The organism is Candidatus Palauibacter sp., assembly GCF_965208055.1.
Lineage (GTDB): Bacteria > Gemmatimonadota > Gemmatimonadetes > Palauibacterales > Palauibacteraceae > Palauibacter.
In genome coordinates, this window is the sequence record NZ_CBDBNY010000004.1 from 3,333,210 (window position 1) to 3,359,220 (window position 26,011).

The 26,011-nt window shown below is 66.1% G+C and carries 22 protein-coding genes; 7 read left to right on the forward strand and 15 right to left on the reverse strand.

Annotated elements, in window-relative coordinates:
* Positions 1-12 precede the first annotated feature (12 nt).
* Positions 13-633 carry a thiamine pyrophosphate-dependent enzyme gene (locus ACOGXI_RS14705; RefSeq protein ID WP_419939568.1) on the forward strand — a complete coding sequence of 207 codons (621 nt, stop codon included), beginning with the start codon at positions 13-15 and terminating at the stop codon, positions 631-633.
* On the opposite strand, the gene ACOGXI_RS14710 is transcribed toward ACOGXI_RS14705, so the two are convergent.
* The 6 genes from ACOGXI_RS14710 to ACOGXI_RS14735 all read right to left on the reverse strand — a co-directional run bounded on the left by ACOGXI_RS14710 (position 630) and on the right by ACOGXI_RS14735 (position 6,775).
* Positions 630-2,078 carry an amidohydrolase family protein gene (locus tag ACOGXI_RS14710; protein ID WP_419939569.1) on the reverse strand — a complete coding sequence of 483 codons (1,449 nt, stop codon included), beginning with the start codon at positions 2,076-2,078 and terminating at the stop codon, positions 630-632. The two genes, ACOGXI_RS14705 and ACOGXI_RS14710, sit on opposite strands and share 4 nt — an antisense overlap.
* A gap of 3 nt (positions 2,079-2,081) precedes the next feature.
* Entirely contained in the window at positions 2,082-2,747 is a 666-nt protein-coding gene (locus ACOGXI_RS14715) for a peroxiredoxin (RefSeq protein ID WP_419939570.1), read from the reverse strand.
* Positions 2,748-2,808: 61 nt separating this feature from the next.
* Positions 2,809-3,588, reverse strand: a complete 780-nt coding sequence (locus tag ACOGXI_RS14720; protein WP_419939571.1) for a tetratricopeptide repeat protein — start codon at positions 3,586-3,588, stop codon at positions 2,809-2,811.
* Between the two features lie 34 nt (positions 3,589-3,622).
* Positions 3,623-5,821, reverse strand: coding sequence for a TonB-dependent receptor (locus ACOGXI_RS14725; protein WP_419939572.1), 2,199 nt, complete (start codon positions 5,819-5,821; stop codon positions 3,623-3,625).
* A gap of 10 nt (positions 5,822-5,831) precedes the next feature.
* Positions 5,832-6,161, reverse strand: a complete 330-nt coding sequence (locus ACOGXI_RS14730; RefSeq protein WP_419939573.1) for a winged helix-turn-helix domain-containing protein — start codon at positions 6,159-6,161, stop codon at positions 5,832-5,834.
* Entirely contained in the window at positions 6,158-6,775 is a 618-nt protein-coding gene (locus ACOGXI_RS14735) for a hypothetical protein (RefSeq protein WP_419939574.1), read from the reverse strand. The genes ACOGXI_RS14730 and ACOGXI_RS14735 overlap by 4 nt, the downstream gene beginning before the upstream one ends.
* Positions 6,776-6,958: 183 nt before the next feature.
* Here ACOGXI_RS14735 and ACOGXI_RS14740 point away from each other — a divergent pair, with 183 nt between their 5' ends.
* Positions 6,959-7,828: a DUF4198 domain-containing protein gene (locus ACOGXI_RS14740; RefSeq protein WP_419939575.1), complete on the forward strand. Its 870-nt coding sequence runs from the start codon at positions 6,959-6,961 to the stop codon at positions 7,826-7,828.
* A 43-nt stretch (positions 7,829-7,871) separates the two neighbouring features.
* Here the strand turns inward: ACOGXI_RS14740 and ACOGXI_RS14745 are convergent, their stop codons facing one another.
* The 7 genes from ACOGXI_RS14745 to ACOGXI_RS14775 form a co-directional block, all read right to left on the reverse strand.
* Positions 7,872-8,852, reverse strand: a complete 981-nt coding sequence (locus ACOGXI_RS14745; RefSeq protein ID WP_419939576.1) for a D-2-hydroxyacid dehydrogenase — start codon at positions 8,850-8,852, stop codon at positions 7,872-7,874.
* A gap of 170 nt (positions 8,853-9,022) precedes the next feature.
* Positions 9,023-9,358: a hypothetical protein gene (locus ACOGXI_RS14750; RefSeq protein WP_419939577.1), complete on the reverse strand. Its 336-nt coding sequence runs from the start codon at positions 9,356-9,358 to the stop codon at positions 9,023-9,025.
* Positions 9,355-10,110 (reverse strand): hypothetical protein, encoded by a 756-nt coding sequence (locus ACOGXI_RS14755; protein ID WP_419939578.1) that lies wholly within the window; start codon positions 10,108-10,110, stop codon positions 9,355-9,357. Before ACOGXI_RS14755 ends, ACOGXI_RS14750 begins: the two co-directional genes overlap by 4 nt.
* 147 nt (positions 10,111-10,257) lie before the next feature.
* Entirely contained in the window at positions 10,258-11,553 is a 1,296-nt protein-coding gene (locus tag ACOGXI_RS14760; protein ID WP_419939579.1) for a hypothetical protein, read from the reverse strand.
* A 19-nt stretch (positions 11,554-11,572) separates the two neighbouring features.
* Positions 11,573-12,319, reverse strand: coding sequence for a hypothetical protein (locus tag ACOGXI_RS14765; RefSeq protein WP_419939580.1), 747 nt, complete (start codon positions 12,317-12,319; stop codon positions 11,573-11,575).
* 206 nt (positions 12,320-12,525) lie between these two features.
* The gene (locus ACOGXI_RS14770) at positions 12,526-13,197 is read right to left on the reverse strand and encodes a hypothetical protein (RefSeq protein WP_419939581.1); all 672 of its coding nucleotides are present in this window, start codon (positions 13,195-13,197) and stop codon (positions 12,526-12,528) included.
* Between the two features lie 57 nt (positions 13,198-13,254).
* The gene (locus ACOGXI_RS14775; RefSeq protein ID WP_419939582.1) at positions 13,255-15,333 is read right to left on the reverse strand and encodes a PQQ-binding-like beta-propeller repeat protein; all 2,079 of its coding nucleotides are present in this window, start codon (positions 15,331-15,333) and stop codon (positions 13,255-13,257) included.
* Between the two features lie 231 nt (positions 15,334-15,564).
* Between ACOGXI_RS14775 and ACOGXI_RS14780 the strand changes: the two genes are divergently transcribed.
* From ACOGXI_RS14780 to ACOGXI_RS14800, 5 genes are all read left to right on the forward strand, one after another.
* Positions 15,565-16,956 carry a c-type cytochrome gene (locus ACOGXI_RS14780; RefSeq protein ID WP_419939583.1) on the forward strand — a complete coding sequence of 464 codons (1,392 nt, stop codon included), beginning with the start codon at positions 15,565-15,567 and terminating at the stop codon, positions 16,954-16,956.
* 19 nt (positions 16,957-16,975) lie between these two features.
* Entirely contained in the window at positions 16,976-17,851 is an 876-nt protein-coding gene (locus ACOGXI_RS14785; protein ID WP_419939584.1) for a hypothetical protein, read from the forward strand.
* A 19-nt stretch (positions 17,852-17,870) separates the two neighbouring features.
* Positions 17,871-20,063 (forward strand): prolyl oligopeptidase family serine peptidase, encoded by a 2,193-nt coding sequence (locus ACOGXI_RS14790; RefSeq protein ID WP_419939585.1) that lies wholly within the window; start codon positions 17,871-17,873, stop codon positions 20,061-20,063.
* On the forward strand, positions 20,060-20,305 hold the full coding sequence (locus ACOGXI_RS14795) for a hypothetical protein (protein ID WP_419939586.1): 246 nt from the start codon (positions 20,060-20,062) through the stop codon (positions 20,303-20,305). Before ACOGXI_RS14790 ends, ACOGXI_RS14795 begins: the two co-directional genes overlap by 4 nt.
* Positions 20,306-20,690: 385 nt before the next feature.
* Positions 20,691-21,965, forward strand: coding sequence for a hypothetical protein (locus ACOGXI_RS14800; RefSeq protein WP_419939587.1), 1,275 nt, complete (start codon positions 20,691-20,693; stop codon positions 21,963-21,965).
* Positions 21,966-22,496: 531 nt separating this feature from the next.
* Here ACOGXI_RS14800 and ACOGXI_RS14805 read toward each other — a convergent pair.
* Together ACOGXI_RS14805 and brxL are read right to left on the reverse strand one after the other, a co-directional pair.
* A complete protein-coding gene (locus ACOGXI_RS14805) occupies positions 22,497-23,870 on the reverse strand; it encodes a KAP family P-loop NTPase fold protein (RefSeq protein WP_419939588.1) in 1,374 nt (457 codons plus the stop codon).
* Between the two features lie 93 nt (positions 23,871-23,963).
* Positions 23,964-26,009: a BREX system Lon protease-like protein BrxL gene (brxL, locus tag ACOGXI_RS14810; protein WP_419940217.1), complete on the reverse strand. Its 2,046-nt coding sequence runs from the start codon at positions 26,007-26,009 to the stop codon at positions 23,964-23,966.
* Between the last annotated feature and the right edge of the window lie 2 nt (positions 26,010-26,011).

Consider the following 26,011-nt stretch of genomic DNA (forward strand, 5'->3'; position numbering starts at 1 on the left):
GGACGGAGGCCGATGGAACGGGTGCAGTGCCTCGAACTGATCTATCCCGAGATCGAGGATAAACTGGTCGTCACGATCATGGGGGCCTGTGCTCAGGAACTGTACGACCTCGGCCACCGCGAGAACTTCTTCTACCTGCAGCACGCGATGGGACTCGCCTCGTCGATCGGTCTGGGTCTCGCGAACCATCTGCCGCACGAGAAGGTGATCGTGCTGGACGGGGACGGGTCGGCGCTGATGAACCTCGGCACCTTCACCACGCTCGCGCGCTACCGGCCCCGGAACCTCCTCCACATCATCTTCGACAACGGGAGCCTGCTCTCGACGGGAGGGTTCGAGTCGCACACCACGTCGGGCGTCACGGATCTGGCCGCGATCGCGCGCGGCGCGGGGATCGAGCACGCGGTGGCCGTGGATTCGCCGATGGCGTTCGGGGAAGCGTTCGTCGAAGCGATGGAGCGGGACGACCTCGGCGTGATCGTGGCCCGGGTCGACGCCGTGGGTCCCGACAACTACGGGATGGACTTCGCCCTGCCCGAGAACGCCTTCCGCTTCAAGCGCTGCGTGCAGGAGCGCCGCGCCGCGACGGGCTGGACGCCGCCGCAGCAGCCGGGACACGCCAGCAGCGCCTAGCGCGCTTCTGCGGCCACTCGCGCCACCACCTCCCGCACCCGGTCGCGGAAGGTGTACGCCCGTTTCATGACCTCCGCTTCGTCCACCGTGAGTACCTCTCCGTCCCGGACGACGACGCGGCCGTTCACGAGGACCGTGGAGACATCGCTCCCCCGCGCCGCGTACACGAGGTGGGAATAGACGTTGTAGAGGGGCGTGAGTCCGGCGCGCCGCGTGTCGAGGAGCACGATGTCGGCGCGCTTGCCGGGCTCGAGCGAGCCGACGCGGTCGTGGAGGTTGAGTACGCGGGCGCCGCCCATGGTGGCCATGCGGAAGACCGTTTCGGCAGGCAGCGCGGTCGGATCGGCGTTCGTGAACTTGTGGAGTTTGGCGGCCGTGTCCATCTCGTCGAAGAGATCGAGATCGTTGTTGCTCGCCGCGCCGTCGGTGCCGAGTCCCACCGGGATTCCGGCGGCGAGCAGTTTCACGACCGGGGCTGCCAGCGGAATCCCCAGCTTGAGGTTGCTCTGCGGGTTGTGCGAGACCCCCGCGCCCCCGGCCGCGATCCGTTCGATGTCCTCGTCCGAGAGGTAGATGGAGTGTGCGAGCACAGTCCCCGGCCGCAGCGCGCCGATGGACTCGAGCGCTTCCACCACGCCCATCCCGGTGAGTTCCGTCGCCGTTGCGAGTTCGCTGGCGTCTTCGGCCGTGTGGATCTGAAACGGAGCGTCGTACTCGACAGCCAGTTCCAGCGCGGCGCGCACGTCTTCGAAGGGCGTCGTGTAGAGCGAATGTGCGGCCGCTCCGGGGACCAGCGTGGGGTGGTCTCGATACCTCTCCATGAACTCGGCGGCGTCCGCCAGCGTTTCAGCCGGCGAGGCGAAGTCGGGGGCCGGGAAGCCGATGACGTGCGGGCCCATGACGGCGCGGATGCCTGCATCGATGACCGCCCGCGCCGCATCGTCCCGGAAGTAGTACATGTCCGCGAACGTCGTCGTCCCGCTCTTCAGCATCTCGGTGGACGAGAGGAGCGTACCCCAATAGACGAACTCGGGATCGACCAACTCGGCCTCGGCGGGGAAGATGTGCTCGTTCAGCCACGTCATCAGGGGCAGGTCGTCGGCGAGTCCCCGGAGGAGCGACATGGCGGCGTGGCCGTGCGTGTTGACGAGACCGGGGATCACGAGGTGCCCCGTCGCGTCGAGAACCGGCACGCCGGCCGGCCGGGGGGTGGCCGCCTCCAGGACCGCGGAGATCCGGTCCCCCTCCACAATGACCGCGCCGCCCTCGAGGACGGTGCCCGCTTCGTCCATGACGATGACCGTACCGCCGTCGATCAGGAGCCGGCCGGCCTCCGGGGCTGCGTCGCCCGCGCCGGAACCCGCCGAGCACGCGGACAGGAGCAGGCCTGTGAGTAGGAGCCCCCCGCGGGCCCGTGCGGCGGTTTGTGTTACGGCGTGTGACAAAGGCTAGCCGTCCTGGGGCTGCGGGACGATCCGAATGTAGGGCAGGGGCTGCTCCCAGCCGTCCGGGAACCGCTTCCGCGCTTCGTCGTCGGAGACCGCCGGCGCGATGATGACATCGTCGCCCTGCTCCCAGTTCGCCGGTGTCGCGAGCTGCTTCTCGGCCGTGAGCTGGCACGAGTCCAAGAGCCGGAGGATCTCGGCGAAGTTGCGGCCCGTGCTCATCGGATAGGTGAGCGTGGCCTTGATCTTCTTGTCCGGGCCGATGACGAACACCGAGCGCGCCGTGGCGTTGTCCATCGGCGTGCGGCCCTCGGACGTGTCCCCCGCGTCGGCCGGCAGCATGTCGTACGTCTTCACGACCTCCAGCGTGGGGTCGCCGATCAGCGGGTAGCCGACGGCGTGTCCCTGCGAGGTCTCGATGTCCTTCGACCAGGCTTCGTGGTCGCTCACGCCATCGACGCTGATCCCGATGATCTTGCAGTTGCGTGCCGCGAAGGCCTCTTGAAGGGCGGCCACCGCTCCCAACTCCGTCGTACAGACGGGCGTGAAGTCCTTCGGATGCGAGAAGAGCAGGGCCCACCCGTCCCCGATCCAGTCGTGGAAGCGGATCGTCCCCTGGGTCGTCTCCGCCGTGAAGTCCGGCGCCGTGTCATTGATGCGCAGCGTCATTCGTTCCCCCGGAGTTGAGTCGGTCACCGCCGCAGTCGGGGGCAATGATCGGCACTTTCGGCTACGGGGACAACGCCGGGAGCAGCGTGTCCCGCACCCAGGCGTAGGCCGGCTCGATCTCCAGGGCCCGTTCGTACGCCGTGCGAGCCTCTTCCGGCATCCGCAACGCCACATAGGTCTGCCCCAGCCAAGCGTAGACCTCGGCGCGACCCCACGCGGGAAGCGGAGGCTCCGGCGCGTCCTCTTCGAACAGCGCGGCCGCCGTCAGAAAGCTCTCGAGCGCGATGTCCGCCCCACCCCCGAACGTGGACGGCGTGTGCAGGGCCTGGATCCCCTCCAGCATTCTGACTCGAGGGTTGCGGGGGTCCATCGACACGGCCTGGCGCACCTCCGCGGTCGCGCGCATCGAGAGATTCATGGCCGTTTCGTCGCTGACGATCTGTGGGCCGAGCACCGCGCTCATGAGCGCATGCGATTCGGGGATCGGTTCGATATCGATCGAGTGAAGGAGGACGGACTCGGCCTCGGCAAATGTGGCCAGCGCCCCATCCGGATCCGTATCGAGACGGCGCGTGGCCAGGCGGTAGAGCGCGTAGCCGAGATAGTGTTGGACGAGTCCGTTTTCGGGAAAAGCGGTTACCGCTCGCCGGGCCAGTGTGATCATCTCGGTCAGGCCCTCATCATCGCCGGCGATGACCGCCTCCGCGATGCCGGTTCGAAGGCGCGCCGCCACTTCGCCGGGGTCCGGAGTCTGGGAAGCGGAGCCGACAGTCGGCACGAGCAGCAGGGCCACGCACGCCAATACGCCGGGTGGGTTCATTGCGTTCTTCCGCCAAGTCATGTGGCTCTCTCTCCTTCCCGCTCTGAACGGACCTTCAGAAGGGCAGCGTGGTCGTCGCGCCGAAGTAGATCGTTCGATTGAACGGACTTCGCAGCGGCGTGCGGCTGGTGTAATCGTGGTTGTGCCGATACTCGGAGACGTTCCGGCGGTCGAAGACGTTCATCACGGAGACATAGAAGACCGTCAGATTGTCACGCCAGAAGCTCTGGAGGAGGCTCGCGGAAAGGTCGAACCGCGCGTAAATGGGAAGCCGCTCCGACATGGGCGCCCCGTACACCGGCTCCCACAGGCCGCGGTCCGGTTCGAAAACCGCCCTCTCGATGGGTGTGAAGGGAATCCCCGTCGCGGCTCGCCAGGCGGCGCCGACCTCGATCCATTCGGTGAGCCCCCGCGTGAGGACGATGTTCAACGTATGCGTCGCGTCGAAGGGGGACGGGGCTGGTTCGCCGCTGTCCGGGTCCGTGCGCTCGGAGTCGATGAAGCTGTACGCGGCCCGTCCCGTGAGCCCGAGAAACAGTACATCTCCCTTGAGAAAGACATCGAATCCCGCCGCCTCACCGGTTCCGCCTCTGCGAGCGATGTGGTCGCGGGTCTGCGACGCCAACGACCCGTAGCGTTTTCGATATGCCTCTACACGAACGAGAAGCTCGCCATCATCGTACGCGACGCCCCCGATCAGATGACGCGCCGACATGGCCGGCAGGCTCGGATCGCCCAGTGTGGGCTCGAAGAAAAGAGGATCCGGAACCTGATGAAACACACCCCATGCCCCGGTCAGCGTGAGATTGGCGGCCGGCCGCCAGGACACCGACATCCGCGGGTCGGCCGTCACGCGATCCGTAAACGAAGAACGATCCGCACGCGCGCCCAGCACGAACCGAAGAGCGTTCCACGGCTGCAACTCGATCTCCCCGAAGCCGCCCCATCGCGATCCTGTCTGGCGGCTGCCGAAGATGGTCGTGGGCGCGCCGGGCGCGTTGTCGTGCGAACCCGCCGGCGCCGAGCCGGCAATGTCCGCGCTTCGGCCCTCGAATTCGGCCCCGCCGGCCAGCGAGATTCCGCGACCCACGTGGACGTCGATCTTCGCGCGTGACTGCGTGAGTCTATCCTCACGTTCGAGGCGGAATGCTCCGAAATCCTCATCCTTCCCCGACCCGCTGGTTGCCACGCTCCACGCCACGCCGAGCGCCCCGAACGCGTCGAAGCCGGAGACGGCAAGAAGATCCGCTCGCGCGTCCGACCGGTACGTGCCCGAGTGTCCCGGGTCGTCGATCAGGACGCCGACGCGATCGGTCTGATACAGCCCGAATACCTTAATGTTGCCGCTATCGCGGTAGGACCATTCCGCGACTCCACTCAGGTCGGTTGACTCGGGGACCTGATCGAACTCCGACCTGCGCCCATTGAGACGCATGAGAAAGTCGGTGTCCGAGCGTGACGCCGTCACCCACCCACCCAACGACTCCGACGCGTCGAGGGTCAGCCGTCCCGATACTCCGGCTATGGAAGCGCCCAGGTTCAGTTCGCTGCGAGTCGGCTTCCCTGCGCTGCGGAGATCGACCACGGCAGAGAGAGCGTCACCGTATTCCACGCCGAAGCCACCCGCCGAAAAATGCGTGCCCCGCAGTTGAAAGGGGTCGAAGCGTCCGAATGAGATGGTCCGGTCGGTATCGAGCCGGAACGGTGAGATGACCGTCGCTCCGTCGAGCATCACTCTGGTCTCGGATACGTCGCCCCCACGCACGAAAAGCCCGGCCCCGTCTCCGATGTTCTGCAGTCCCGGGAACGTCTGGATCGCCCGGAAGGGATCTGCCGCCGCCCCCGGCGTTCGTACGACATCGAGATCGCTGAGAATGACGTCGGGGAGACTGCCCAGCCGATAGGTCCCGGCTTCGACCCGGATCGGCTCCAGCGCAACCGGCGCCAGCTCCATGACGATCGGGACGGGAACCGCGAGCGGGAGTTGTATCGTCCGTCTAACCTCCAGATACCCGAGACGCTGCACCACCAGCGTCACCGGACCCTCGGCGACGGACTCAAAGCTGAAAATACCTGCGGAATCCGTGAGCGTCCCTTCCAGCGTCTCGAGCAGGAACACATTCGCGCCGCCAATCGCTCTCCCCGCGGGCTCGCGTACACTTCCCGGCACACGGGACGCCTCCTGCCCGGCGAGGCCGGCCGGTACGAGGGCAAGGACCCAGATCCGGACCGCGGGGATGGCCGCCCCTCTCATCTTCACGGCCTCAGCCCGCCTGGCGATGGTCCGCGTCCATCGGCAGCGAATGCAGTATCCGTTCCAGACGGCGGACGTAGTCCCGGAAGGCCCCGCGCCCCAACTCGGTTGTGCGGTATCTCGTGATGGGTCTCCGGCCGACGAAGCTCTTGCTTACGCGCACGTACCCCGCGTCCTCGAGCCTGCGGAGGTGCGCTCCAAGGTTGCCATCGGTCGTCTTGACCTGGTCCCGGAGGTGCGTGAACTCGGCGTCCTCGACACTGGCGAGGATGGCGAGGATCGAAAGCCGGATCCTCGAGTGAATCAACGGATCGAGATCGCGATAGTCATATGGCGTCATGCGATAAGCTCCATTCGGGCGGACTTGCCGGCGCGACGGGTCAACAGGAAACCCGGTCCCGCCATGAACAGGATCAGCCCGGCGGACATCGCCAGATTGTTGGTGGGGTGCGGCCAGATCAGCATGGCGCCGCCCAGGGCCCACCAGGAGATGGCCAACACCCGGAACAGTGTGCGATCGCACAACGAGGACGACGCAAAGAAGGCCGTCCCGATCACGATGGCCATCACGGCCGGGGTGACCGGGCCGGGCAGCGTTCCCGTTTGGGCTCCGCAGAGTCCGAGCAGCATCAACCCAAAGCCGCATCCGATCCAGATTGCGGCGAGAATCCTGTTGGCTGACGAGTCGACCGCAGCGTGCTTTCGGCTCCAACGGCGCAGAGGTATGGAGATCCCCCAGCCGAGTCCGAGCGCTGTGCTCCAGACCACACGGGGCGAAACGGGAAGCATGCCGCTATCCACCGAGTAGTCGAACGCTTCGGCGACCGCGAGCACACTGCCCCACAACACAAAGTGCCAGCCGTTGTTGGACACGGTCTCCCGCGCGTCCTCCATCAGCCGGCGGATGACGGCCAGGTCGTCTCCCGCCTGCCGTCTTGCGTTCGCTTCGCCCATGGAATCCCCGTCGCAGAGTGCTCTGTATTTTAGAGTTTGTGGACCCAAACTCATCTGCGTCAACTTCGTCGAAACAGTGAGGTACTGGGTCGGACCCCGCCGCTATGGCCGAACCCGGGCTGACCCTGTCATGTTGATCGACACTCTGAAGACCTGAAGGGTTGCCGACCGGGAGTATTGAAGATGACCGCAGGACGCCGCGTTCTGTTGACGACCGCGCTGCTCACCGTCGCCATCGTCGCGACGGCGCAGGCGCACACGATGTTCCTGAAGCTCGAGAGCTTCTTCCTGGAGCCGAACTCCACGAACGTCGTCGCGCTCCTGAACGGAGACTTCGACAACAGCGAGAACCACATCACGCGCGACCGCATGCTGGACGTCAGCATCGTGGGGCCGGATGGGGTCATGCACCCGCCGACCGAGGCGTGGCGCGACACGGCGATGTTCCACTGGCACGCGGATAGCGTCGACACGGCGCTCCTCACCTTCGAGACGGGTTCTGCCGGCACCTACCAGATCGGCGTTTCGACGGCGGCCCGCGTGTTCACGCTCACGGCCCAGGAGTTCAACGAATACCTGGTCCACGACGGCGTGGTGGACGCGATCGCCGAGCGCGAAGCGGCGGGCAAGACGAACGACGAGGCCATCGAGCGTTACAGCAAACACGTGAAGGCGATCGTCCAGGTTGGGGACGCCCGGAGCGGGGAATGGGCGGAGGAACTCGGCTACCCGGTGGAGTTCATCCCGCTGCGGAATCCGTACGACCTGGGCGTCGGCGACGAGCTTCAGGTGCGCTTCCTGCGAGCGGGTGAGCCGGTGGCGAACCAGGTTGTGTATGCGAACCACGAGTTCAACCACGCGCACGACGACACCGGCGGTCACGTCAATGCGGTCACGACCCGCACGGATGGGGACGGGGTCGCGACGATCCCGCTCAGCGCCGGAGGCCGGTGGTACATCCGGGCGATCCACATGGTGGAGACGACGTCCGAACCGGATGTGGACTACGAGTCGAACTGGGCCACGCTCACGTTCCAAGTGCGGGGCGGCTAGACCGAAGCTGCACCGGGACTTGGCGGCGGGGCGCTGCTAGCAGCTAATAGCCGCGCTCCCGGTTCACGACCGCGAGAAGCGGCTCCCCGGCCGCGAAACGGCGCAGGTTCTCGCGGAAGAGGACCCACATCCGCTCCATGTGCCCATCGGAATCGCCACCCAGGTGCGGCGTGATGATGACGTTCGGCATTCCCCACAGCGGATGGTCGGAGGGAAGCGGCTCCGGCTCCGTGACGTCGAGCCCGGCGCCGCCGATGCGCCCCTCCCGCAGGGCGTTCGTCAGCGCTTCCGTATCCGTGGTCCGCCCGCGTCCCAGCGTGATGTAGAGGGCGGTCGGCCTCGTGAGCCGGAAGAAGGCCTCGCCGATGAGGCCGTCGGTCTCCGGCGTGAGGGGCAGGGCGTTCACGATGACATCGGCCTCCGGGACGAGATCCAGGAGTTCGGACGCCAGTCCGACGTGCTCAACGAAGTCGGGTCCCTCGCGGCTGCTGTTCCGCGTGGCGATGACCCGCATCCCGATGCCGTGCGCGATGCGGGCGGTTTCCGTCCCGATCCCGCCGAGGCCGATGACGAGCATCGTGCGGCCCCGGAGTTCGAGCAGTTCGCTCCCTTCGCCGCGATAGGGAGACGGCCCGGTCAGCGGCCGGATGTCCCAGCGCCTCTCCCGCTGCAGGTCGAGCGCCGTGTGGAACCGTCGCGCCAGCACGAGCGCCATGCCGAGGGCGTGTTCCGCGCCGCCGGGGGCGAAGATCCGCTGGGCGTTCGTGATGACGAGGTCCTCGGCATCGGCGAGTCCGGGGATCGCCAGGTAGCGTTCGACCCCCGCGGAGGCAAGTTGCACCCAGCGGAGCCGGTCGCCGGCGGCGAGGATGTCCGCGTTCAGCACGCCGAGGACCGCGTCGGCGTCGTGCACTTCGGCCGCCGCGGCCTGCCCGTCTCCGACGACGACGAGGTCCACGCCCGGGGCGACCTCCGCGAGTTCGGCCGTGCGGCCGGGCCACAGATCGGCGACGACGACTTTCACGGGCGCCTTCCAGTCAGGAGAGGATCGATCGGGCGAAGGGCCCGGGCGCAGGCCGAGCACCCCGGCCGGGGCGGTCTCCGCTTCGGCCGCGCTCTCCGGCGGACGATCGGCGGCGCAGCCCGCGATCGCCAGCGCGGCGAGCAGCGAACCGAGGCGGCCCGGCGAGCGCGCTACGGATTCCCCCCCATCCGCTCCTGATAGCGTGCGCCGCTCAGGACGTTGAACATGGCGTAGTTGCCCTCGTGGCACGCGTACTCGTAGAGCAGATGGTTGAAGCGCGTGAACGGAACCTGTCCGCCCCAGGGGCTCGTGTACACGGCGGGATCGTCGATCGTGAACTCGTAGAGGATCGTCTCCTCGTCCACGCGCGTGAAACGCTCGATGACCTTCCGGTCCTTCGAAGGCGGCACCCCCCGAAATGCGTGTTCGGGGTTCAAGCTCGTGGTCTCGACCACGAAGGTGCGGTTCTCCCAGTACCCCCACGAGTTCCCGAACCACGGGGTCACGTGATCCGGTGCGGGCCGGCTCTCGAGCGCTCCTGCGGGTCCCGGATCGGGATGATCCGCGCGTCGTGCACCATCTCGGCCATGATCACGACGAAGTCCTCGTTCTGCGCGATGGTGTAGCTGTTGTTATACCAGTAGTTGGGGAGCATCGGCGGCCCGGCGCTCGATCCGAACGATACGATGCACCGTTCCGCCAGCGGCCGAAGCTCGGGGTGGTCGTACTGTCCGAACCTGCCGCGGAACTCGGTCGCCTCCGCCAGCCGACGCCGTGCCTCCGGCGTGAGATCCGGAATCCGTCCATCCGGCGGGTCGGTGACGAGGGAACTGCGCGGCTCGCCGTTCACGATCGCCACGCGTTCGCCCGGTTCCCGGTAGAACTCGTCGTAGCAGGTCGTCGCCCCATCGATGCAAACCCGGTGCTCGCCCCCCGGCGGCAGCGGCCGGTCGGGGTCGACGGGGGCCGTGCGCTCGGCGACGGTCTGCGCCTGTCCACTTTCGATGGCGGCGACTTCTTCCGGGCTCAGCACGGGTCCCTGGCCTTCGGGACGTTCGAAGGGGGTCAGCGTCTGGTTGGTCCAGTTCCCCTGCAGATCGGGGTGGCCGTGCGTCGTGAGCGGGGGCTCCCAGTCGCCGGACGTGGTCTGCGTCCGCGCCGCGTCGGGCTGAATGAGTACCGCGGCGGCGGCAGCGAGCCCGAGGACGCCGATCGCGACGTAGGTGAAGGGGCGCGCGGCGGGGTGATCCACGTTCATCGTTCCTCCTCGGTGCCGGCATCGTCATCGGCCGCATGGCCAATCTGCGGTTCCGGACCTCGGGGCGCGAGACGTGAAACGCGAAAGGGCCCGAGCGATCGGGCCCTTTCGGAGGAGCTTCAGGACAGGCGGAACGGCGCGTGAGGCTCAGACACCTCCGCCGCCGCGCCGCCGCGCGGTCCGTCCCGTCGACCGACCGCCCGAGCCCGAGGAAGAGGTGCCGACCGACGATGTCCCCCGCGAGGACCCGGTCGACCGTGTTCCGATGGAGCTTCCGCTGCTGTAGCCCCGTCCGCTGATCGCCCGGCCGCCGTTGTTCCTGGGCTCCGTGCGGATGATGGTCGGGCCGTAGCCATAGCCGTACCCCCGCGAGGACCCGGTCGACCGTATTCCGATGGAGCTTCCGCTGCTGTAGCCCCGTCCGCTGATCGCCCGGCCGCCGTTGTTCCTGGGCTCCGTGCGGATGATGGTCGGGCCGTAGCCATAGCCGTACCCGTATGGATACCCGTATCCGAAGCCGAGAGGCGAGTAGCCGTATCCGTATCGGTAGCCGAGGGACCCGTAGTAGGGATAACCCCAGCGGGAATAGCCGCCGTAGAACGGGTCGTAGTATCCGCCGTAGCCGAGCATGGACCGTTCGCCGCCGTCGCCGCCCGTGGACACCGCGAAGCGCTCCGGATAGCTCCGCGCGATCATCATGTCGATGACCCCTTCCGACACGCCGGCATCGGCGAGCTGCACAAGCCGGTCGGCGTCGACCGAGAGAGGCGTCTCGTGTTCGACGATCCAGGCCTCCACGGCCTCGGCATCCACATGAGTCTGCGCTTCGATGATGTCGTCGACCGAATACCGTCCGGACGCGGCGAGTCGCAACGAACGCACGGCCAGGCTCCGGTCCGCCGCGATTTCACCGAGGCCGACGGCCTCGGCCTCGCTCTGCGTGGCCAGCCGGTATCGCGTCACCCACGTCAGCTTCTCTTCGCCGACCGTGACCACCTGCGCATCGATCCAGGCGTCGGACGAGATCATCGCGAACATCCCGCTCGATGATCGGTCGACGCCGCCCTCGCAGACCTGGTCCACATCCATGAACACCCGGCCCGGGCGCGAGGCGAAGACCGCGCGGCGCGATCCGCTGCACCCCTCCAGCGCCGCTTCGTGGGGCAGTCCATCCGCCCGCACGACTTCCCGGGCCGCGATCTCGCCGTCTTCCACGGCGATCATTTCGACACCGGCCTCTTCCGCGCTCGGCCGGAAGCAGAGCAGAGATTCCGGCGCGTCCGCGCTCGTCGAGGTACGAACGGGCTGCCAGCAACCCATCCAGGCGAGCCAGCGTTGGTCCATCTCCTGCGCCGCCACGGTCGACAGCGGTCCGGCCGCGAGCATCATGCCGGCCGCAACGAAGAGGGCGGAGCCGATTCCAGCAGTTCGCTGTTTCATCATGTGACGATACCTCGAGGTTTTACAGCCGTACGGAGAAGCCGAACGCGGCGCGGAGCCCGTTCAGGTCGATCTTGTCGAATCCGACGAAGCTCTCCCCCATATTCGCGCTGGCCCAAGAATAACGCGCTTCGGCGGTCAGAATCCACCGCAGCCCGATCGAGTAGTCGAATCCGGCCGTCGCGTAGGCGAGCGCGGATCCGTTGCTGGACGTGAAGTAGTCGTAGAAGATGTCCAGCGTTTCGTAGTCGACGAATTCGCCCTCCTGCTCGAATTCATACCATACGAAGCCGGCGCCGCCTCCGACGAAGGGAGCGAACCTGCTCGGAATCCAGGCGAGATTGCTGATCCGTCGTCCCCGCTCCGTGAGGTAGGCCTTCACGCCGACGGTGAACGGGACGCGGCGGAAGTCCGTCGTCTGCAGGATCGGCAGGTCGTCACTGCCGATGAACTCGCGGGATTCGGAGTCGATCTCGCTGTTCGCGTACCCGATACCCAGCGCCAGATCGACGCGGTCGGTGAGTCGGATGCCAAGGTCGGCGCCGATCGCCACCGCGTTGAAATCCTCTTTCTCGACCGTCAGTTCGTCGCGCGTGAAATCGAAGATTTCGCTGTCCGCGCGGGGTATCGCGTACCCGATTCGAGCGCCGAAGGTGATGGAAGGACGCCCGAAGAGAAAATCCTGCGCCGCGACGGCTTCGGCTGCCCAGGCTCCCCCGATGACGGCGAGGACGGCCGCCATCGAGGACTGTCTGAATCGATACGACACGTTACCTCCTTCACGGCGCCTGAGCGGAACATCATTCGCTTGCGCCAACCGGGTTTTCGGTCTGCCACTCCTAACACGAAGCAATCCCCGGACGGGTCACATCTTCACCGGACACCCGTCCGCCACCGCTCCGCAGGCGCCGCCGCGCCCCCCGGCCCTGCCCTCGCCGAACTCCTCGTGTCAGCGCCTCGTCTCAGCTGCTCGTGTCAGCTGCTCGTTACGACCACCGGCGTCTGCTGCTGGACCTCGCCCCCATCCGAGTCCTGCGCCGTGACGGTGATCGTCGTGCTCCCCACCGTCACGCCGACGACCGTGAGAGTACTGCCCGAAACCGCCCCCACCGCCACGAGCGTGTTCGCGGTCGTGACGCCGAACGTGAGGTCGTCGCCCTCCGGATCGCTGAAGTACTGCGACAGGTCGATCTGACGTACCTGCCCCGTCGTCAGGCGCAGCGCCGGGAGCGATTGCGCGGCGACCGGCGGCTGGTTGGGCACCGTGATCAGGAAGTTCTGCACGGCTTCGCCGCCGGATTCATCGCGAGCGAAGAGCAGGCCGCCCGCCCGTCCGGTCCCGACCCCGACCACGGTCATCATGCTGCCCGAGACCGAGACTCCGGCCACGAGCGCGTTCGATGTCCCGGCGCCGTACAGGAGCGGGTCGCCGTCCGGGTCCTGGAAGAAGCCCGACACGTCCACCATCACATGGTCGCCGGCCGCCACGGTCACCGGCGGCACCACGCCTACCGCGACCGGCGCTTCGTTCGCGGGCGTGGGCTCCATCGTGTCCTCGCTCTCGATGCATGCCCCGGCGACGAATATGGACAACGCCACCGCGACGCAGACGCCCGCGCGTCCGAAATTGAGATGTTCACGCAGCATGTTTTTTTCTTCCTTACGCTCTTGAGAAGGGTTCAGCCCGTCCGGCCCGAGTGGCCGTCAGGGCAGTGCCAGCGCCGCAAGTCCGTCCGTGAGTTGAATGATCACGTACTGCTTGCCTTCGTGGACCCAGCTCGACATCCCGTAGCGCGTGTTGCCGGGCAGCTCCACCTGACCCACGCGCTCGCCGGTCCGCTTGTCGACCGCGAACAGGTGCGGCGTCCCATCGCTCGTCTGTCCAGACGCAAGAAGGAGCGTTGGAGTTGCAACCATGGCGGAGTGGCCGCGCCGGCCCTGGTTCGGATTCACGTCCGCTCCCTGCAGCATCGGATGGTCGCGGATCACCGCCTGCTGCCGCTCCGGGGCGTCGCCATGCGGGATCATCCACAGGTGTTCGCCCGTGTTCACGTCGATTGCCGTGATCCGTCCCACCGGCCCCTTCCAGATCCTCAGTCCCTCGACCGTCGCCTGGTCCGCCGTGTTCTCCGTCACGACGCCGGTCGCGCGGGAGAATTCGGAGTGAGTGACGCCCGTTTGATCCGGTCCGTCGAGTTCGGATTCGATGCCCGGCGCCACCATGACCGGCGAGCACCCGCTGGTGGACGTGACGAAGACGATCCCGCTCACCGGGTCGGCGGCGGGCGGCCCGGTGATGTTCGCGCCCCCGCCCCCGCCGGGGCAGATGAGCGCGGGCCCCTCGCCATCCGGGTTCCCGACGTGCGTGGGCGGGTTGAAGAGCGGTGCGAAGAGGTCGTTCTCCCGCGCGTACTCGAGCGCCATCTCGCGCAGTTCGGGCGTGTAATCGATGAGGTCCTGCTCCGTGCGGCCCTGCAGGTCGTAGGGCAGGGGCCACGTCGGGTGCGGTTGCGTCTCGGCGAGCTTCTCGCCCGGCACCTTCGACTGCGGGACCGGCCGTTCCTCGATGGGCCAGATCGGCTCGCCCGTCTCGCGGTCGAGGGCGTACAGCCACGACTGCTTCGTCGCCTGGAAGACGCCCTTGATCGGCCGTCCGTCGACGACCACATCCATGAGGATCGGGGCGGTCGGCGTGTCGTAGTTCCAGATGTCGTGGTGCACGAACTGGAAATGCCAGCGGCGCTCTCCCGTCTCCACGTCGAGCGCGACGATGCTCGTGCCGAAGAGGTTGTCGCCGGGGTGGAAACCGCCGTAGTAGTCGATCGTGGCGCCGTTGGTGACGAGGTAGACGAGTCCGAGTTCCGGGTCCGCGGAGAGCGGCGCCCAGGGGGAGACGTCGCCGGTCCACTGCCAGGCGTCGTTCTCCCAGGTCTCGTGCCCGAACTCGCCCGGCCGCGGGATGATGTGGAACTTCCACTTGAAGTCCCCCGTGCGGGCGTCGTAGGCCAGAATATCGCCCGGGACCATCTCCTTCCGCGTCTGGTTGTATCCCTGCTCCGCGGAGTTGCCGACGACGACCACGTCGTTGACGACGATCGGCGGAGAGGAGGCGGTGATGTAGCCGATCTCGAGCGGCATCCCCTGATCCGGGTCGTACTCCTGGTTCAGGTTCTCCCACGGTCCCCAGCCCTCGATGAGGTCCGCGACCAGGTCCACCGTCCCCGTGGAGGGGAACCCCGGCAGCGGCACGGCCTCGCCCCAGTTCTCGAGCGGCTGGCCGGTGTCGGCGTCGAGCGCGTAGAGGAAGAAGCCGGGACTGATGATGTAGACGACGCCGCGGCCGTCGATCTCGGCGTAAGCGACCCCCTTGCCGTACGCTTTTCGCATCGAGTACTCGTGCCGCCAGGTCATGGGTTCGGCGAAGCTCCACAGGAGTCTCCCCGTGGAGGGGTCGAGGGCGATGACATGCCGGTTCTCGCCCGTCACCGTGATCATCTTGCCGTCGACGTAGGACGGCGTGGCCCGCGCCGTGCTCGGCCCGAAGCTCGAAGCGTCCCAGCGCCACGCGACCTCGAGGCTCTCGAAATTGGCGGCATCGATCTGCGTCGCCGGCGTGTAGCGGGTGTGCCAGGCGTCACCGCCCATGTACGTCCACGCCGCTCCCTCCACGCCCGGGCCCTGCGCCGCAACGGGGGCGCCGGCGGTGGCTTCCGCGATGGCTCCGAAGAGAAGGGGGAGAAGAAGGGCGCTGCCCGGCCGCGAACTCCAGTGGTTCTTCATCATCCGTCCGCTCTCGCTGTTCACTCTTCCGCAGTACGCGCGGCTCACCGTTCCCGGCGCTGACGCAGGGTTTTGCCACGGCTGCCAAGGATAACACTCCATCGTGGACGCGCGTTTCCCGGGACGCAACGTCTCCTTGCACGCGGGCGATGTTTCTTCGCACTGTATCAGAGAGTTAAAGGGGAGCCGCCGGAAGCGGCAGCGGGAGCAGTGCCATCTGCAGGAGGATGCCTCATGCGTGGATCGCATCGTCACTCGAACCATGCCTGGTCGCGCGCAACGGCCCTGGCCGTCGCTATCATGCCCGTTGCCCTGGGTCTCGCGTTCGGGGATCTCGCGGGACAGGGGCCGGCGGCGAGCGGGGTGAACGGCGCCGGGGCGAAGGCCGACGTCACATTCTCGAAGGACGTGGCCCCCATTCTCCAGGCGAACTGCCAGATCTGCCACCGGCCGGGATCGGTGGGTCCGATGCCGCTCCTCGAATACGGCGACACGCGGCGGTGGGCTTCGCGCATGAAGGACCTGGTCTCGAAGCGGCTCATGCCGCCCTTCCACCTCGACACGGGCCTCGGAATCCAGGACATCAAGGATGACTGGCGTCTGAGCGAGGCGGACATCGAGACGATCGTGGCGTGGGCCGATGCCGGCGCTCCCGAAGGGGATCCGGCCGACATGCCGCCCCCGGTCGAGTGGCCGAACGAGCAGAAGTGGCAGCTCGAGGACATCCTCGGCCCGCCGGATCACGTGATCCGGTCGAAGCCGTTTGACGTGCCGGCCGAGGGCGGCGACACCTGGTGGCGGCCGCGGGTGCCGACGGGGCTCGAGGAGGATCGCTGGGTAATGGCGTTCGAGACGCGGCCCTCGTTCCCGGCCGGGCGGCAGGTCGTGCATCATGCGATCCCGCGCCTGCTCAGGCTCAACGAGGAAGGGGAGTACCAGCGCATCCAGAGTCTGTCCGAGTACGCCATGGGCAAGGTCGGGGAGATCGTGCCCAACGATGCGGGGCGGATGCTGAAGGCGAACGACATGATCGAGTGGGACGCGCACTACTATCCCATGGGATACGACGTGCCCGGCGATCAGGTCGAACTCGGGATCTGGTTCCACCAGGAGGGCTACGAGCCGGAGTTCCAGCAGGATCTGAGCCTCTATCCCCTCAGGGGCGACATCGCGCTGGCGCCGGGAGGGACCGCCATGACGCAGGGGTTCCACCGCTGGGACCACCCGGTGAGGCTCGACAGCTTCCAGCCGCACGGGCACGTCCACCTGCACGCGATGTCGATCCAGGCGCTCTACCCCGACGGCAGGCTCGAGCTCATCAGCATGGTCACGGACTTCGACGCCCGCTGGCATCACAGCTACATCTACGAGGATGACGTCGCGCCGCTGCTCCCGCCCGGCACGGTCCTCGTCATGACGGGGTGGTACGACAATACCGCGGAGAACGAGCTGACCCCGGATCCGGAGATCTGGTACGCCCGCGGGGCGCGCACCGGGGATGAGATGTCGCACGCGTGGCTCGCCGTGACGCACCTCAGCGAGGAAGGCTACCAGCGGCTGGTCGAGGAGCGTGAGGCGAAGCTCGCGACCGACGAAGACAACGACGACAGCAACGACGACAACTGACCTGCAACTGAGACGGAACATGCGGATCGCACATGTCGCGGCCGTCCTGGTCGCCGCACAGGTGGCGCCGGTCGCCTTGGTCGGGTGGCCGGCGCCCGTTCATGCGCAGCAGGTGCAGCGGCTGCCGCTCGCGCCCATCCCGCTCAAGGGAGAGCCGGTGGCTCCGTTTTTTGAGGGTTGGTACCGGAACGACGATGGCACCTTCACCTTCTCGTTCGGCTTCTTCAACCTGAACCGGGAGCAGGTGCTCGACGTCCCGCTCGGCGCGGAGAACCACATCGAGCCGCACGAGTTCGACGGGATGCAGCCGACGCATTTCCCGGTGCGCCCGCGACGGGACCGCGGCGTGTTCTCCGTCACCGTGCCCGCGACGTTCGAAGACGTAGAGCAGCGGGTCGTGTGGACGATCACGACGAACGGCGTGACCTACTCCGTGCCGGCGCGCACCTTCTCGCCGGCGCTGCAACTCGACTACGGGCCGAGGGCCATGGGGTCGGTGCCGCCGCTCGTCCGCTTCGACCCCGAGGGGGAGGCGGGCCAGCACGTCCAGGGTGTGTGGGGCGAGCCGCGCAGCGCGAAGGTGGGCGAGCCTCTCACCCTCCAGTTGTGGACTGAGGAGGTCTCGGTGCGCGACCCCGAGGATCTGGTGAACCAGGTCGTCGACGTGGAGGTGAGCTGGTTCAAGCACCAGGGGCCCGCCGCGCCTGTGGCGTTCGAGCCGTGGCAGATCACGGTCGCGGGCGGGACCGGCGAGGCGACGACGGCGGCGACCTTCAGCGGGCCGGGCGAGTACATCCTGCGCGCGCGCATCGACAACTGGGACGCGAACGACAGCGCCGGCGGAGACCAGTGCTGCTGGAGCAACGCCTACGTCCGGGTGACCGTCACCCCCTGACCGACTGACAGGAGGCGCCATGGCGGACTCGACCCCCCGCGCCCGCGCCGTGCCCGCCGGCCGTCTTCTCCGGCGGCTCCCTCGGCACCCGCTGCGCCTGCTGCCGACGCTGGCCGTCTGCCTGGCGGCGTGCGACCCTCCGTATCCGCCCGCGCCCGAGACGGCCCGGATTCCCGTCGTCGACACCCTGCACGGGGTCGAGTTCACCGACGACTACCGGTGGCTCGAGGACCAGGAGAGCGCCGAGACCCGCGCCTGGATCGACGAGCAGAACGCCTACGCGGAGCAGGTCGTCGGCGACACGCCGCTGCGGGCGGATCTGGAGGGGCGGCTCCGCGAACTGATGGACGCGCCCGGGGCGATCTTCCCACGCCGGGCGGGGGACTACGAGTACTTCTCCTTCCGGAAACCGGGACGGGAGGTCGGAGCGATCTACCGGCGCCCGGCGCCGGACGAACCTCGGGAGGCCCCGACCGACCCCGATGGCGAGTTCGAGGTCGTCATCGACCCGCTCGACCTCCGCGATGACGCCACGACCAGCGTGAGCATCGTCGACTTCTCGCCCGACGGCGATCTCATGATCTACGCCATCCGGGACGGGGGACGGGACGAGCGGGAGTACCGCGTCCGCGACCTGGAGAGCGGCGAGGATCTGCCCGACCGCCTGCCGACCTACCTGTACGGCAACGTCTCGTTCAACCCGGGAGGGGACGGCTTCCACTACAGCCGCCGGTCGCGGGAAACGGGGGCGCGGATCCGCCACCACCGGCTGGGGACCGACCTCGAACAGGACGAGGAACTGTTCGGAGAGGGGCACGGGCCGGAGCGGTTCGTGGGCTTCTCGCAGGGGGGCGACGGCCGGTGGCTCGTCTACACCGTGCAGCACGGGTGGGCGCGGACGGACGTGTACCTGCACGACCTGCGTTCCGGGACGGCGCCCGCGCCGCTCATCGTCGGCGCGCCCGCCCGCTTCAGCACCCGCTTCGTCGAGGACGAACTCTACCTGCTGACGAACCTGGATGCGCCGAGAAACCGGATCCTCGCGGTGGATCTCGAGAACCCCGAGCCGGACCCGGCCGCGTGGCGGGAGGTGCTGCCCGAGGGGGAGGATCTCCTCACCGGCTACCGGTTCATCGGCGACGACCTGTACGCCGACTACCTGCGCGACGTGAGCAGCCGGATCGTACGCTACGGGCCGGACGGCGTCGTGAAGAACGAGATTCCGATCCCGGCGCACCATGTGGCGACGCTGCGCTCGCACGGCGATGACGGGAACGAGGCCCTCCTCACGCTGACGTCGCTCCTCACCCCCTCCACCATCCTCAAACTCGACCTCGAGACGATGGAGACGGAGGAGTGGCGGCCGTCATCCGTCCCCTTCGACGGGTCGGAGTACGAACTGAAGCAGATCTGGTACACTTCGGAGGATGGTACGCGCGCCCCGATGTACATCGCGCACCGGACGGGACTCGTGCTGGACGGGCAGAGTCCCGCCCTCCTGTACGGGTACGGCGGCTTCAACGTGAACCTGCTGCCCCGGTTCGACGCCCGCGCCGCGGCGTGGCTGGAGCACGGCGGCGTGTACGCGATGGCGACGCTGAGGGGCGGCGGGGAGTTCGGCGAGGAATGGCACCGGGCGGGCATGCTGGAGAACAAGCCGAACGTGTTCGCCGACTTCATCGCCGCGGCGGAGTGGCTGGTCGACAACGGCTACACGAACCCGAACCGGCTCGCGATCCGCGGCGGGAGCAACGGCGGGCTGCTCGTCGGCGCCTCCCTCACGCAGCGGCCGGACCTCTTCCGCGCCGTCTACTGCGGCCTGCCCGACCTCGACATGGTCCGCTTCCACCAGTTCACCGACGCGAACAACATGCCCGCGCTCCTGGAGTACGGGAACGCGGCCGTGGCCGAGGAGTTCGAGGTCCTCCGCACCTTCTCCCCGTACCAGAACGTGCGCGACGGCGTCGACTACCCGGCGGTGATGCTCACGCAGGGAGACCTGGACACGCGCGTGCCCCCGCTGCAGGCCCGCAAGATGGCGGCGCGCCTGCAGGCCGCTTCGAGTTCGGGACTGCCGGTGATCCTCGACTACGACCCGCGCACGGGCCACGCGGGCGGCCGCTCCTTCAGCCGCAACGTACGCAACGCGGCGATGGAACTCGCCTTCCTCCTCCAGCAACTCGGCGTATCCGAATCCGAGACAGGGTCATGACGCAAATCACGTTACACGGAATGTCCACACACCTTCGGCGAACACTCGAGGAAGCGGCGGTTCGCAACGACCGCAGCCTGAACCGAGAGATTCTGACGCGGCTGGAGGCTTCCGTGTGCCCCCAGCCAGTCGATGTCGAGGCGCTCCTGCGCCAGATCGAACGCCGGCACGCCACGCTCGGCCCGGTCGACCTGAGCTTCGAGAACGTGCGCCGGCTCCGAGACGAAGGACGACGAGCCTGAGTCGCCAGGAGCCGGCCACCGGGACAAGTCGTTCGGAGAAATCGACCCGAAAATGTATCAACCAATGCTCATCCGCTCCGGGCCAGTGCGGGGTGCCGGGAGGCATCCGCGCGCTCCGGCCACGGAATCGGGTTTTGATCCCCGGATGAGACATGGTTCGATCTTGAGGGCCAGCGTCGAGGCGGGGACACATGATGATTAGTATCGAAGGGAGCGTCATGTCTGAATTCGGCAGGAGACTCGTTCCAGGCACGTGGGCGATCGGAGGCATCGGGCCCGCCGGCCCGCAGTCCGCGTCGCGCCTGCCGTGCGTGAGTTCGGTTGGCCGTGATACCGCGTATAAGGATGCCAAGCCGGTCGACCAGTTCTTCGAGGTGATTCCGGCATGACCGCCGAGATCGCGGTGCTCAACAAATCGGCCATCGCCCTCGCGGCCGACAGCGTCATGACGGTATCAGGAACGCCGAAGCGCTATCCGGGCAACAAGCTCTTCGCGCTCAGCAAGAGCCATCCGGTAGGAGTGATGTTCTACAACAACGCGGAGTTCATGGGGATTCCATGGGAAGCGCTCTTCAAGATGTTTCGGCAACGGATACCACCGGGGGGCAAACCAGCCGTGGTGGATTACGCCGAGGATTTTCTAGGGCACCTATGCGGCCCCGAAGTCTGTACCGATGAACAGAAGGTTGCGAACCTCCATCGAATCGCCGACGAGCTGTTCGTGCGCGTACGGGTCGCCGTTGACGACGAGGCAGAGGCGGAATCGACCGAAAACGGTGACGCGACGACCCTTCGAACGGTCGTTGTACGTCGACTGGCCGACCTGGCGGCGGCGGATCGCGCTTCGTCCCTGCAGGCGGTCGACTGCGCGGATCTGGTTCAGCGAGACGGGGAATCCGTTAGGCGAATCATCGACGAACGTTTTGGAGACCTCGACATCGATGATCCGAGCCGAGATTTGCTCTGCGATCTGCTCGCCGCGACCTTGCAAAGCGAAGCTCTGTCCCGCGGTCACTCGGGCGTCATCTTCGCCGGGTTCGGCGAACAGGAGTTGTTCCCAAGCCTTCTTGAAATAGCCACCGATGGTATGATCGGGGACGCGCTGAAGGTGGTGGTTCGACAAGAATACGACGTTGCTCGCGATGGAACTCGGGCGGCCATAGCCCCGTTTGCTCAAAGCGAGATGGTACAGCGATTCATGGAAGGGGTCGACCCGGAGCTTGTCTCCTACGTACAGCTTGCCGCATACATGAGGTTCCGTGGTCTTGCGCAGGCGCTGAGTGGTGGCGATGCTGATGACGAGTCAGACGAGCACGTCTTGGCCTTAAACGAATTGGCCGAGACACTGACCGACAGTTTTCTTGAGGACGTGAAGCGATTTTGTGGTGAGCGTTTCTCGCAACCGATCTTGACTATTGTCAGGCATCTCCCCAAAGAGGAGCTGGCGACCATGGCGGAGGCATTGGTGAGTCTTACGTCTCTCAAGCGGCGCGTCTCGCGAGACGACGAGTCTGTTGGCGGGCCGATAGACGTGGCGGTGATCTCGAAGGGAGATGGATTTATCTGGAGCAAGCGAAAACACTACTTCGACCCCAAGCTCAACCCTGACTATTTCGCGAGAGCGATGCCGAAAACCAACTGCGCAGGGACGGAGGCCTAGATGAGTTCGGAACAGAACAGGATTCTGAGAAAAAACGATGTGAATCGTGAATCGCGAGAACGAGAGTGGCTGACGTCACCCCAGACGGAAGAGATTAGACGGCGGGCGATCAAAGACTCGGAACGTTCTTTCGAGAAGGTTCGCGAACAGGTGGAGCGTCTGGCCCGGCGTGCAAGGCCGGGGCAGTCTTGACCGCAGCGGTCGATGCCTTACCTGCGCTTGCCTGATCCCGGATGGCCGCCTTGAACCTCACGCCCGCGGCCCCAGTCTATCCCGTTCGGGTAATTCTTGCCCCGCGCCTCCGCAGCCTTATCGTTGCATTTCTGACATAGCCGGACATCCCCTCGCATGTCCGTAGCGAGCATGTGCGTGCAGTCCTCGCATGTGTCGCGACGCTCACCTCGCCGCATCAAGAGCCTCCCTCCTTTCGATTTAGACGCCCAGAATCCAGCTCGGTCAGACGCCCGACCCTGCCCGGGACGCATAAGCTTCACTCAAGTCTCGGTCAAGCACGGGTCCCGGCATCTACTCTCAGTCGGACGTCTCTGCGAACATCTCGAGCCGCGCGACAGCGGTTTCGAAGCCGAGTTGCCATTCTTCCCAGCCCTGCAGCTCCGTTACGACGCTCACAACATTGCGCGCATGCTCCCACCTGACTCGCCCCTCGACGTCATCCGGTTCAGGTTCTTCGGTCCGCTCCCGATATTCTTGAAGAATCTTACCTTCTCTCCCATTGGCAGCGACGATAAGGATGCCCTCCAGGACATACCGAAGAGGCACTTGGAGAAAAAGATCTCCATCCAGCTTGGCCGACAACTCTGAAATGACTTCCTCGGCGGTCAGTTGACCTGACACAAAACGCGCATACAAGTGAAGATCGAGTGTGCGCAGAATCAGTGCCGCCGCGGCGGAAAAAAGAAACGACAGCCGGGCAGTGGGCAGCGACGCATAAATCAATCCCAATCGATGGATAGACTGGGCAATTCGACGGATGCCAAGCTGTGGAAGACTCAAGAATCCCTTCAACATTTCGCGGGCGTCGTTCACATGCGGTCGGTCTTCGCGAACCTTGGCTTCCTGCATGCGACGATTGACGCCAGTAATCTCCAACATGTGGTCGATGAACTGGCTGCGGTCGGGATCTGGCAATTGAAAATCAATGTCAAAAAACCGTCGCAGATAACCATGCGCGTCGAATCCGTCACCGTAGAGTGCCTTGACGGAGTGTTCCAACTCGGAACGATTGACTGCCAAAGCAAAGACAACATGCCGAACTGCGAATAGGTGCTTTGCCACTTCGAGCAGCTCCACCGCATAAGACGGTCGACAGCGATCAAGTTCGTCGACCATCACGAGCAACGGCTTCTCGTCCTGCGCCGCGGAGATCGCAGCGGCAACCGCCTCAAGATCGGTTCGAAACTGGCTCAGCGTCCGAACTGTTTCTCGATATTGAGCTATTCTCTCGCTCGGCTGCAGTAGGGAATTCACGTCCACCAGACCGTGCGTGAAGTGGCTAATGACGGGCGATGCCACGGTGCGGAGAAGGCCTGGCACGGCATCAGAGAGTCGCCGGATCTGATCAGCTATCGAGGGGGTGTCGAGAGACTGCAGGCTATCGAGCAAATCGGTTGAGAGCGCCAGAAGGGGATCACCGGTAAAGTCCGTTTCCCAAGCGTTGAAGTCGATGACGGAGAAGCCGTTGTTGAGCAGATGCTGCTTCCACATGCGAAGAAACGTGGTCTTGCCGGTTCCCCACGCACTGTCAATGGCTAGCACGCACGGTCCCTCGAGGGATGTTACGACAGATGTTAGGGCATCAATCGACTGCTGGCGGTCGAGCAGATCGTGCTGGAAGGGATTGCGGTCCGGTACTTCTATGTCGGGTGGTTGGATCTGGAATGCCATCGGTTGTTCTCCCGGTGTCGTCTCGTTCGAGAAATGGCGGAGGATCTGTTATGGTGGTTTTCGTGGCCGTGGCATTTGAAGGAATGCGTCAAGTCACTCGAGGAGCTTGAAGACACCATCGGCGGCGTCGCCGTAAAACTCGATGTTGAGTTTAGTCCAGATGTCGTCGGGGAGGTTCATCAGTTCACGTCGGGCCGTCACCGGAAGGAGCAGGACGGAGGCCCCCTTGTCTACGGCGAGTTCAGCGATGGCGACGGGATCCGCGAGTTGGTCGAGGGAGCCGCCGAGGTTCAGGGGGCCGGCGATGATGGCGGCTCCGCGGGTGCCGCGGTCGAGGAGGGCTCCGACGAACGCGGCCAGGACCGGTACGCCGAGGCGGGTTCCGGACGCGTCCGCGTCGAAGGGGCGGAGTTGGACGGTGTACTCGTGGGCGCGTGCGTCTCGGTCGCCGATGAGGTTTGCAGCGCTGGCGTAGAGATTCTGTTCGGCTACCCGCACGCTCTCGCGGAACGCGGGTGGGACGGGATGGTTCAGGATTCGAATTCCGCCGCCGGGGCCCTCGGTCACTTCGATTCGGTACAAGCCAGGGCCGGTCTCGGGGAGGCCGGGACCGATTGCCCATACTTGCCCCGGGGGGAGGGGATCGGGGTCGATCGCCTCGTCGCTGTGGAGTTCCGGCGTGGCGACGAACTGCTCGGTGCCGTCCACGCCGAGCGTGAATGAGAAGTGCGTGTTACGGAACTCGGCTTTGAGGCAGCGCTTCTGCTGCTCCTTCACGCGGCGGCGTGATTCCAGCGCGAGTCGCACGATCCACTCAAGATCCTCGTCGTCGACCTCCATGTCGGGGTCGGGGAAGATCAGCTTGAGGAGTCCCGAAACCGTCTTGTGAACCGCCTCGATGTCGCGGCCCGAGAGGGCGCCGCCCCAGAACACGCGGTTCTGAAGCGCCGAGAGACGCGGCTGCGCGCGCAGGCTGGTCCAGCAGGCGCTCAGGAAGTCGTTGACAAGGCCGAAGTGGTCCGTAAGGTGTTCACGGGGGTCGAGTTTCGGGAAATCCCAACCTGGGGCGAAGGCGTGGATGCGGTCGTGGAAGGCCGTGTCGTCGCGCATCTGCTTGGGGAGCGGGCTCAGGAGATGCCCGACGCGCTGCTGCTGCTCGACCGACACGTTGAAGTTTCCGACCATCACCATCGAGCCCTCGGCGCGGATGCTCTCCTTGCCGCGGCTGAACTCGCCCGACGCCATGTAGCCCTTCATGATGTTGACGCCGTCCTTCTGGTCGAAGGAGACGCCGGCGATCTCGTCGAAGCACACGACATCGTAGTGGCACACAAGGCCGCGCTGTCCGCTGGCCATGTTGACGAACATCTTCGCGACCGTCGCTCGTCCGCCCGAGATCAGATGGGAGAAGGGTGAAACCTGCTGGTAGATGTGGCTCTTGCCGGTTCCGCGCGGTCCGAGTTCCACGAGGTTGTAGTTGCGCTCGACGAAGGGAATGAGCCGCAGGAGCACCACCCGCTTGGCGCGCTCGTCCATCGTATCAGGTTCGAGGCCAGTCGAGCGGAGGAGAAAATCGATCCATTCAGCGGTCGTGAAGTGGCGGCGGCCGCGGGCGAGCACGTCGAGCACGTTCGGATTCGACATCTGGATGGGGCGGAGCGCCTGGATGCCGAAGGGACGTCCGTTCCGTTCCTGAGCGATGACGGGATCGTATTCGAGTGTGACCTCCGCGTAGAAGCCGTCGGCCAGCATGCGCTGGTTTTCGGTGACGAGTGGCGTGCCGATCCGTGCGTCCTTGAGCGTGAGGCTCGGCAGTTCGGCGACGTAGCAGTCGTTCTTTGCATCGAGGCGGGCGCGGATGATGTCGATGAGACGGACGGGGCCTTCCTCCCGGGCCCTGGACTTGAAGATCTCCTGCTCTGCGGCGCGGATCGTGCGGCCGTCGAGTTGCCTCTCGACGATGGCGAGACCTTCCTCGATCTCCGCCTCGTCCACGCTTGCGCAGTAGCGGCCGAGGAGGAACTCCACGACGTAGGTCGGGACGGGGTACTGGCGGGCGTAGCGCCGCACGAGGTCCTTGCGCACGAGGTAGCCGGGGAACGCCTCGTTGGCCGCGATGTCGAGCGCGTCGAGTTCAATCG

Excerpts from the sequence above, each read along its gene's own strand:
- ACOGXI_RS14705 (WP_419939568.1), top strand. The coding sequence starts at position 13 with ATGGAACGGGTGCAGTGCCTCGAACTGATCTATCCCGAGATCGAGGAT.
- ACOGXI_RS14805 (WP_419939588.1), bottom strand. The coding sequence starts at position 23,870 with ATGGCATTCCAGATCCAACCACCCGACATAGAAGTACCGGACCGCAAT.
- ACOGXI_RS14725 (WP_419939572.1), bottom strand. The coding sequence starts at position 5,821 with ATGAGAGGGGCGGCCATCCCCGCGGTCCGGATCTGGGTCCTTGCCCTC.
- ACOGXI_RS14735 (WP_419939574.1), bottom strand. The coding sequence starts at position 6,775 with ATGGGCGAAGCGAACGCAAGACGGCAGGCGGGAGACGACCTGGCCGTC.
- ACOGXI_RS14720 (WP_419939571.1), bottom strand. The coding sequence starts at position 3,588 with ATGACTTGGCGGAAGAACGCAATGAACCCACCCGGCGTATTGGCGTGC.
- ACOGXI_RS14740 (WP_419939575.1), top strand. The coding sequence starts at position 6,959 with ATGACCGCAGGACGCCGCGTTCTGTTGACGACCGCGCTGCTCACCGTC.
- ACOGXI_RS14785 (WP_419939584.1), top strand. The coding sequence starts at position 16,976 with ATGCGGATCGCACATGTCGCGGCCGTCCTGGTCGCCGCACAGGTGGCG.
- ACOGXI_RS14790 (WP_419939585.1), top strand. The coding sequence starts at position 17,871 with ATGGCGGACTCGACCCCCCGCGCCCGCGCCGTGCCCGCCGGCCGTCTT.
- ACOGXI_RS14715 (WP_419939570.1), bottom strand. The coding sequence starts at position 2,747 with ATGACGCTGCGCATCAATGACACGGCGCCGGACTTCACGGCGGAGACG.
- ACOGXI_RS14770 (WP_419939581.1), bottom strand. The coding sequence starts at position 13,197 with ATGCTGCGTGAACATCTCAATTTCGGACGCGCGGGCGTCTGCGTCGCG.
- ACOGXI_RS14775 (WP_419939582.1), bottom strand. The coding sequence starts at position 15,333 with ATGATGAAGAACCACTGGAGTTCGCGGCCGGGCAGCGCCCTTCTTCTC.
- ACOGXI_RS14800 (WP_419939587.1), top strand. The coding sequence starts at position 20,691 with ATGACCGCCGAGATCGCGGTGCTCAACAAATCGGCCATCGCCCTCGCG.
- ACOGXI_RS14760 (WP_419939579.1), bottom strand. The coding sequence starts at position 11,553 with ATGATGAAACAGCGAACTGCTGGAATCGGCTCCGCCCTCTTCGTTGCG.
- ACOGXI_RS14730 (WP_419939573.1), bottom strand. The coding sequence starts at position 6,161 with ATGACGCCATATGACTATCGCGATCTCGATCCGTTGATTCACTCGAGG.
- ACOGXI_RS14795 (WP_419939586.1), top strand. The coding sequence starts at position 20,060 with ATGACGCAAATCACGTTACACGGAATGTCCACACACCTTCGGCGAACA.
- ACOGXI_RS14755 (WP_419939578.1), bottom strand. The coding sequence starts at position 10,110 with ATGAACGTGGATCACCCCGCCGCGCGCCCCTTCACCTACGTCGCGATC.
- ACOGXI_RS14780 (WP_419939583.1), top strand. The coding sequence starts at position 15,565 with ATGCGTGGATCGCATCGTCACTCGAACCATGCCTGGTCGCGCGCAACG.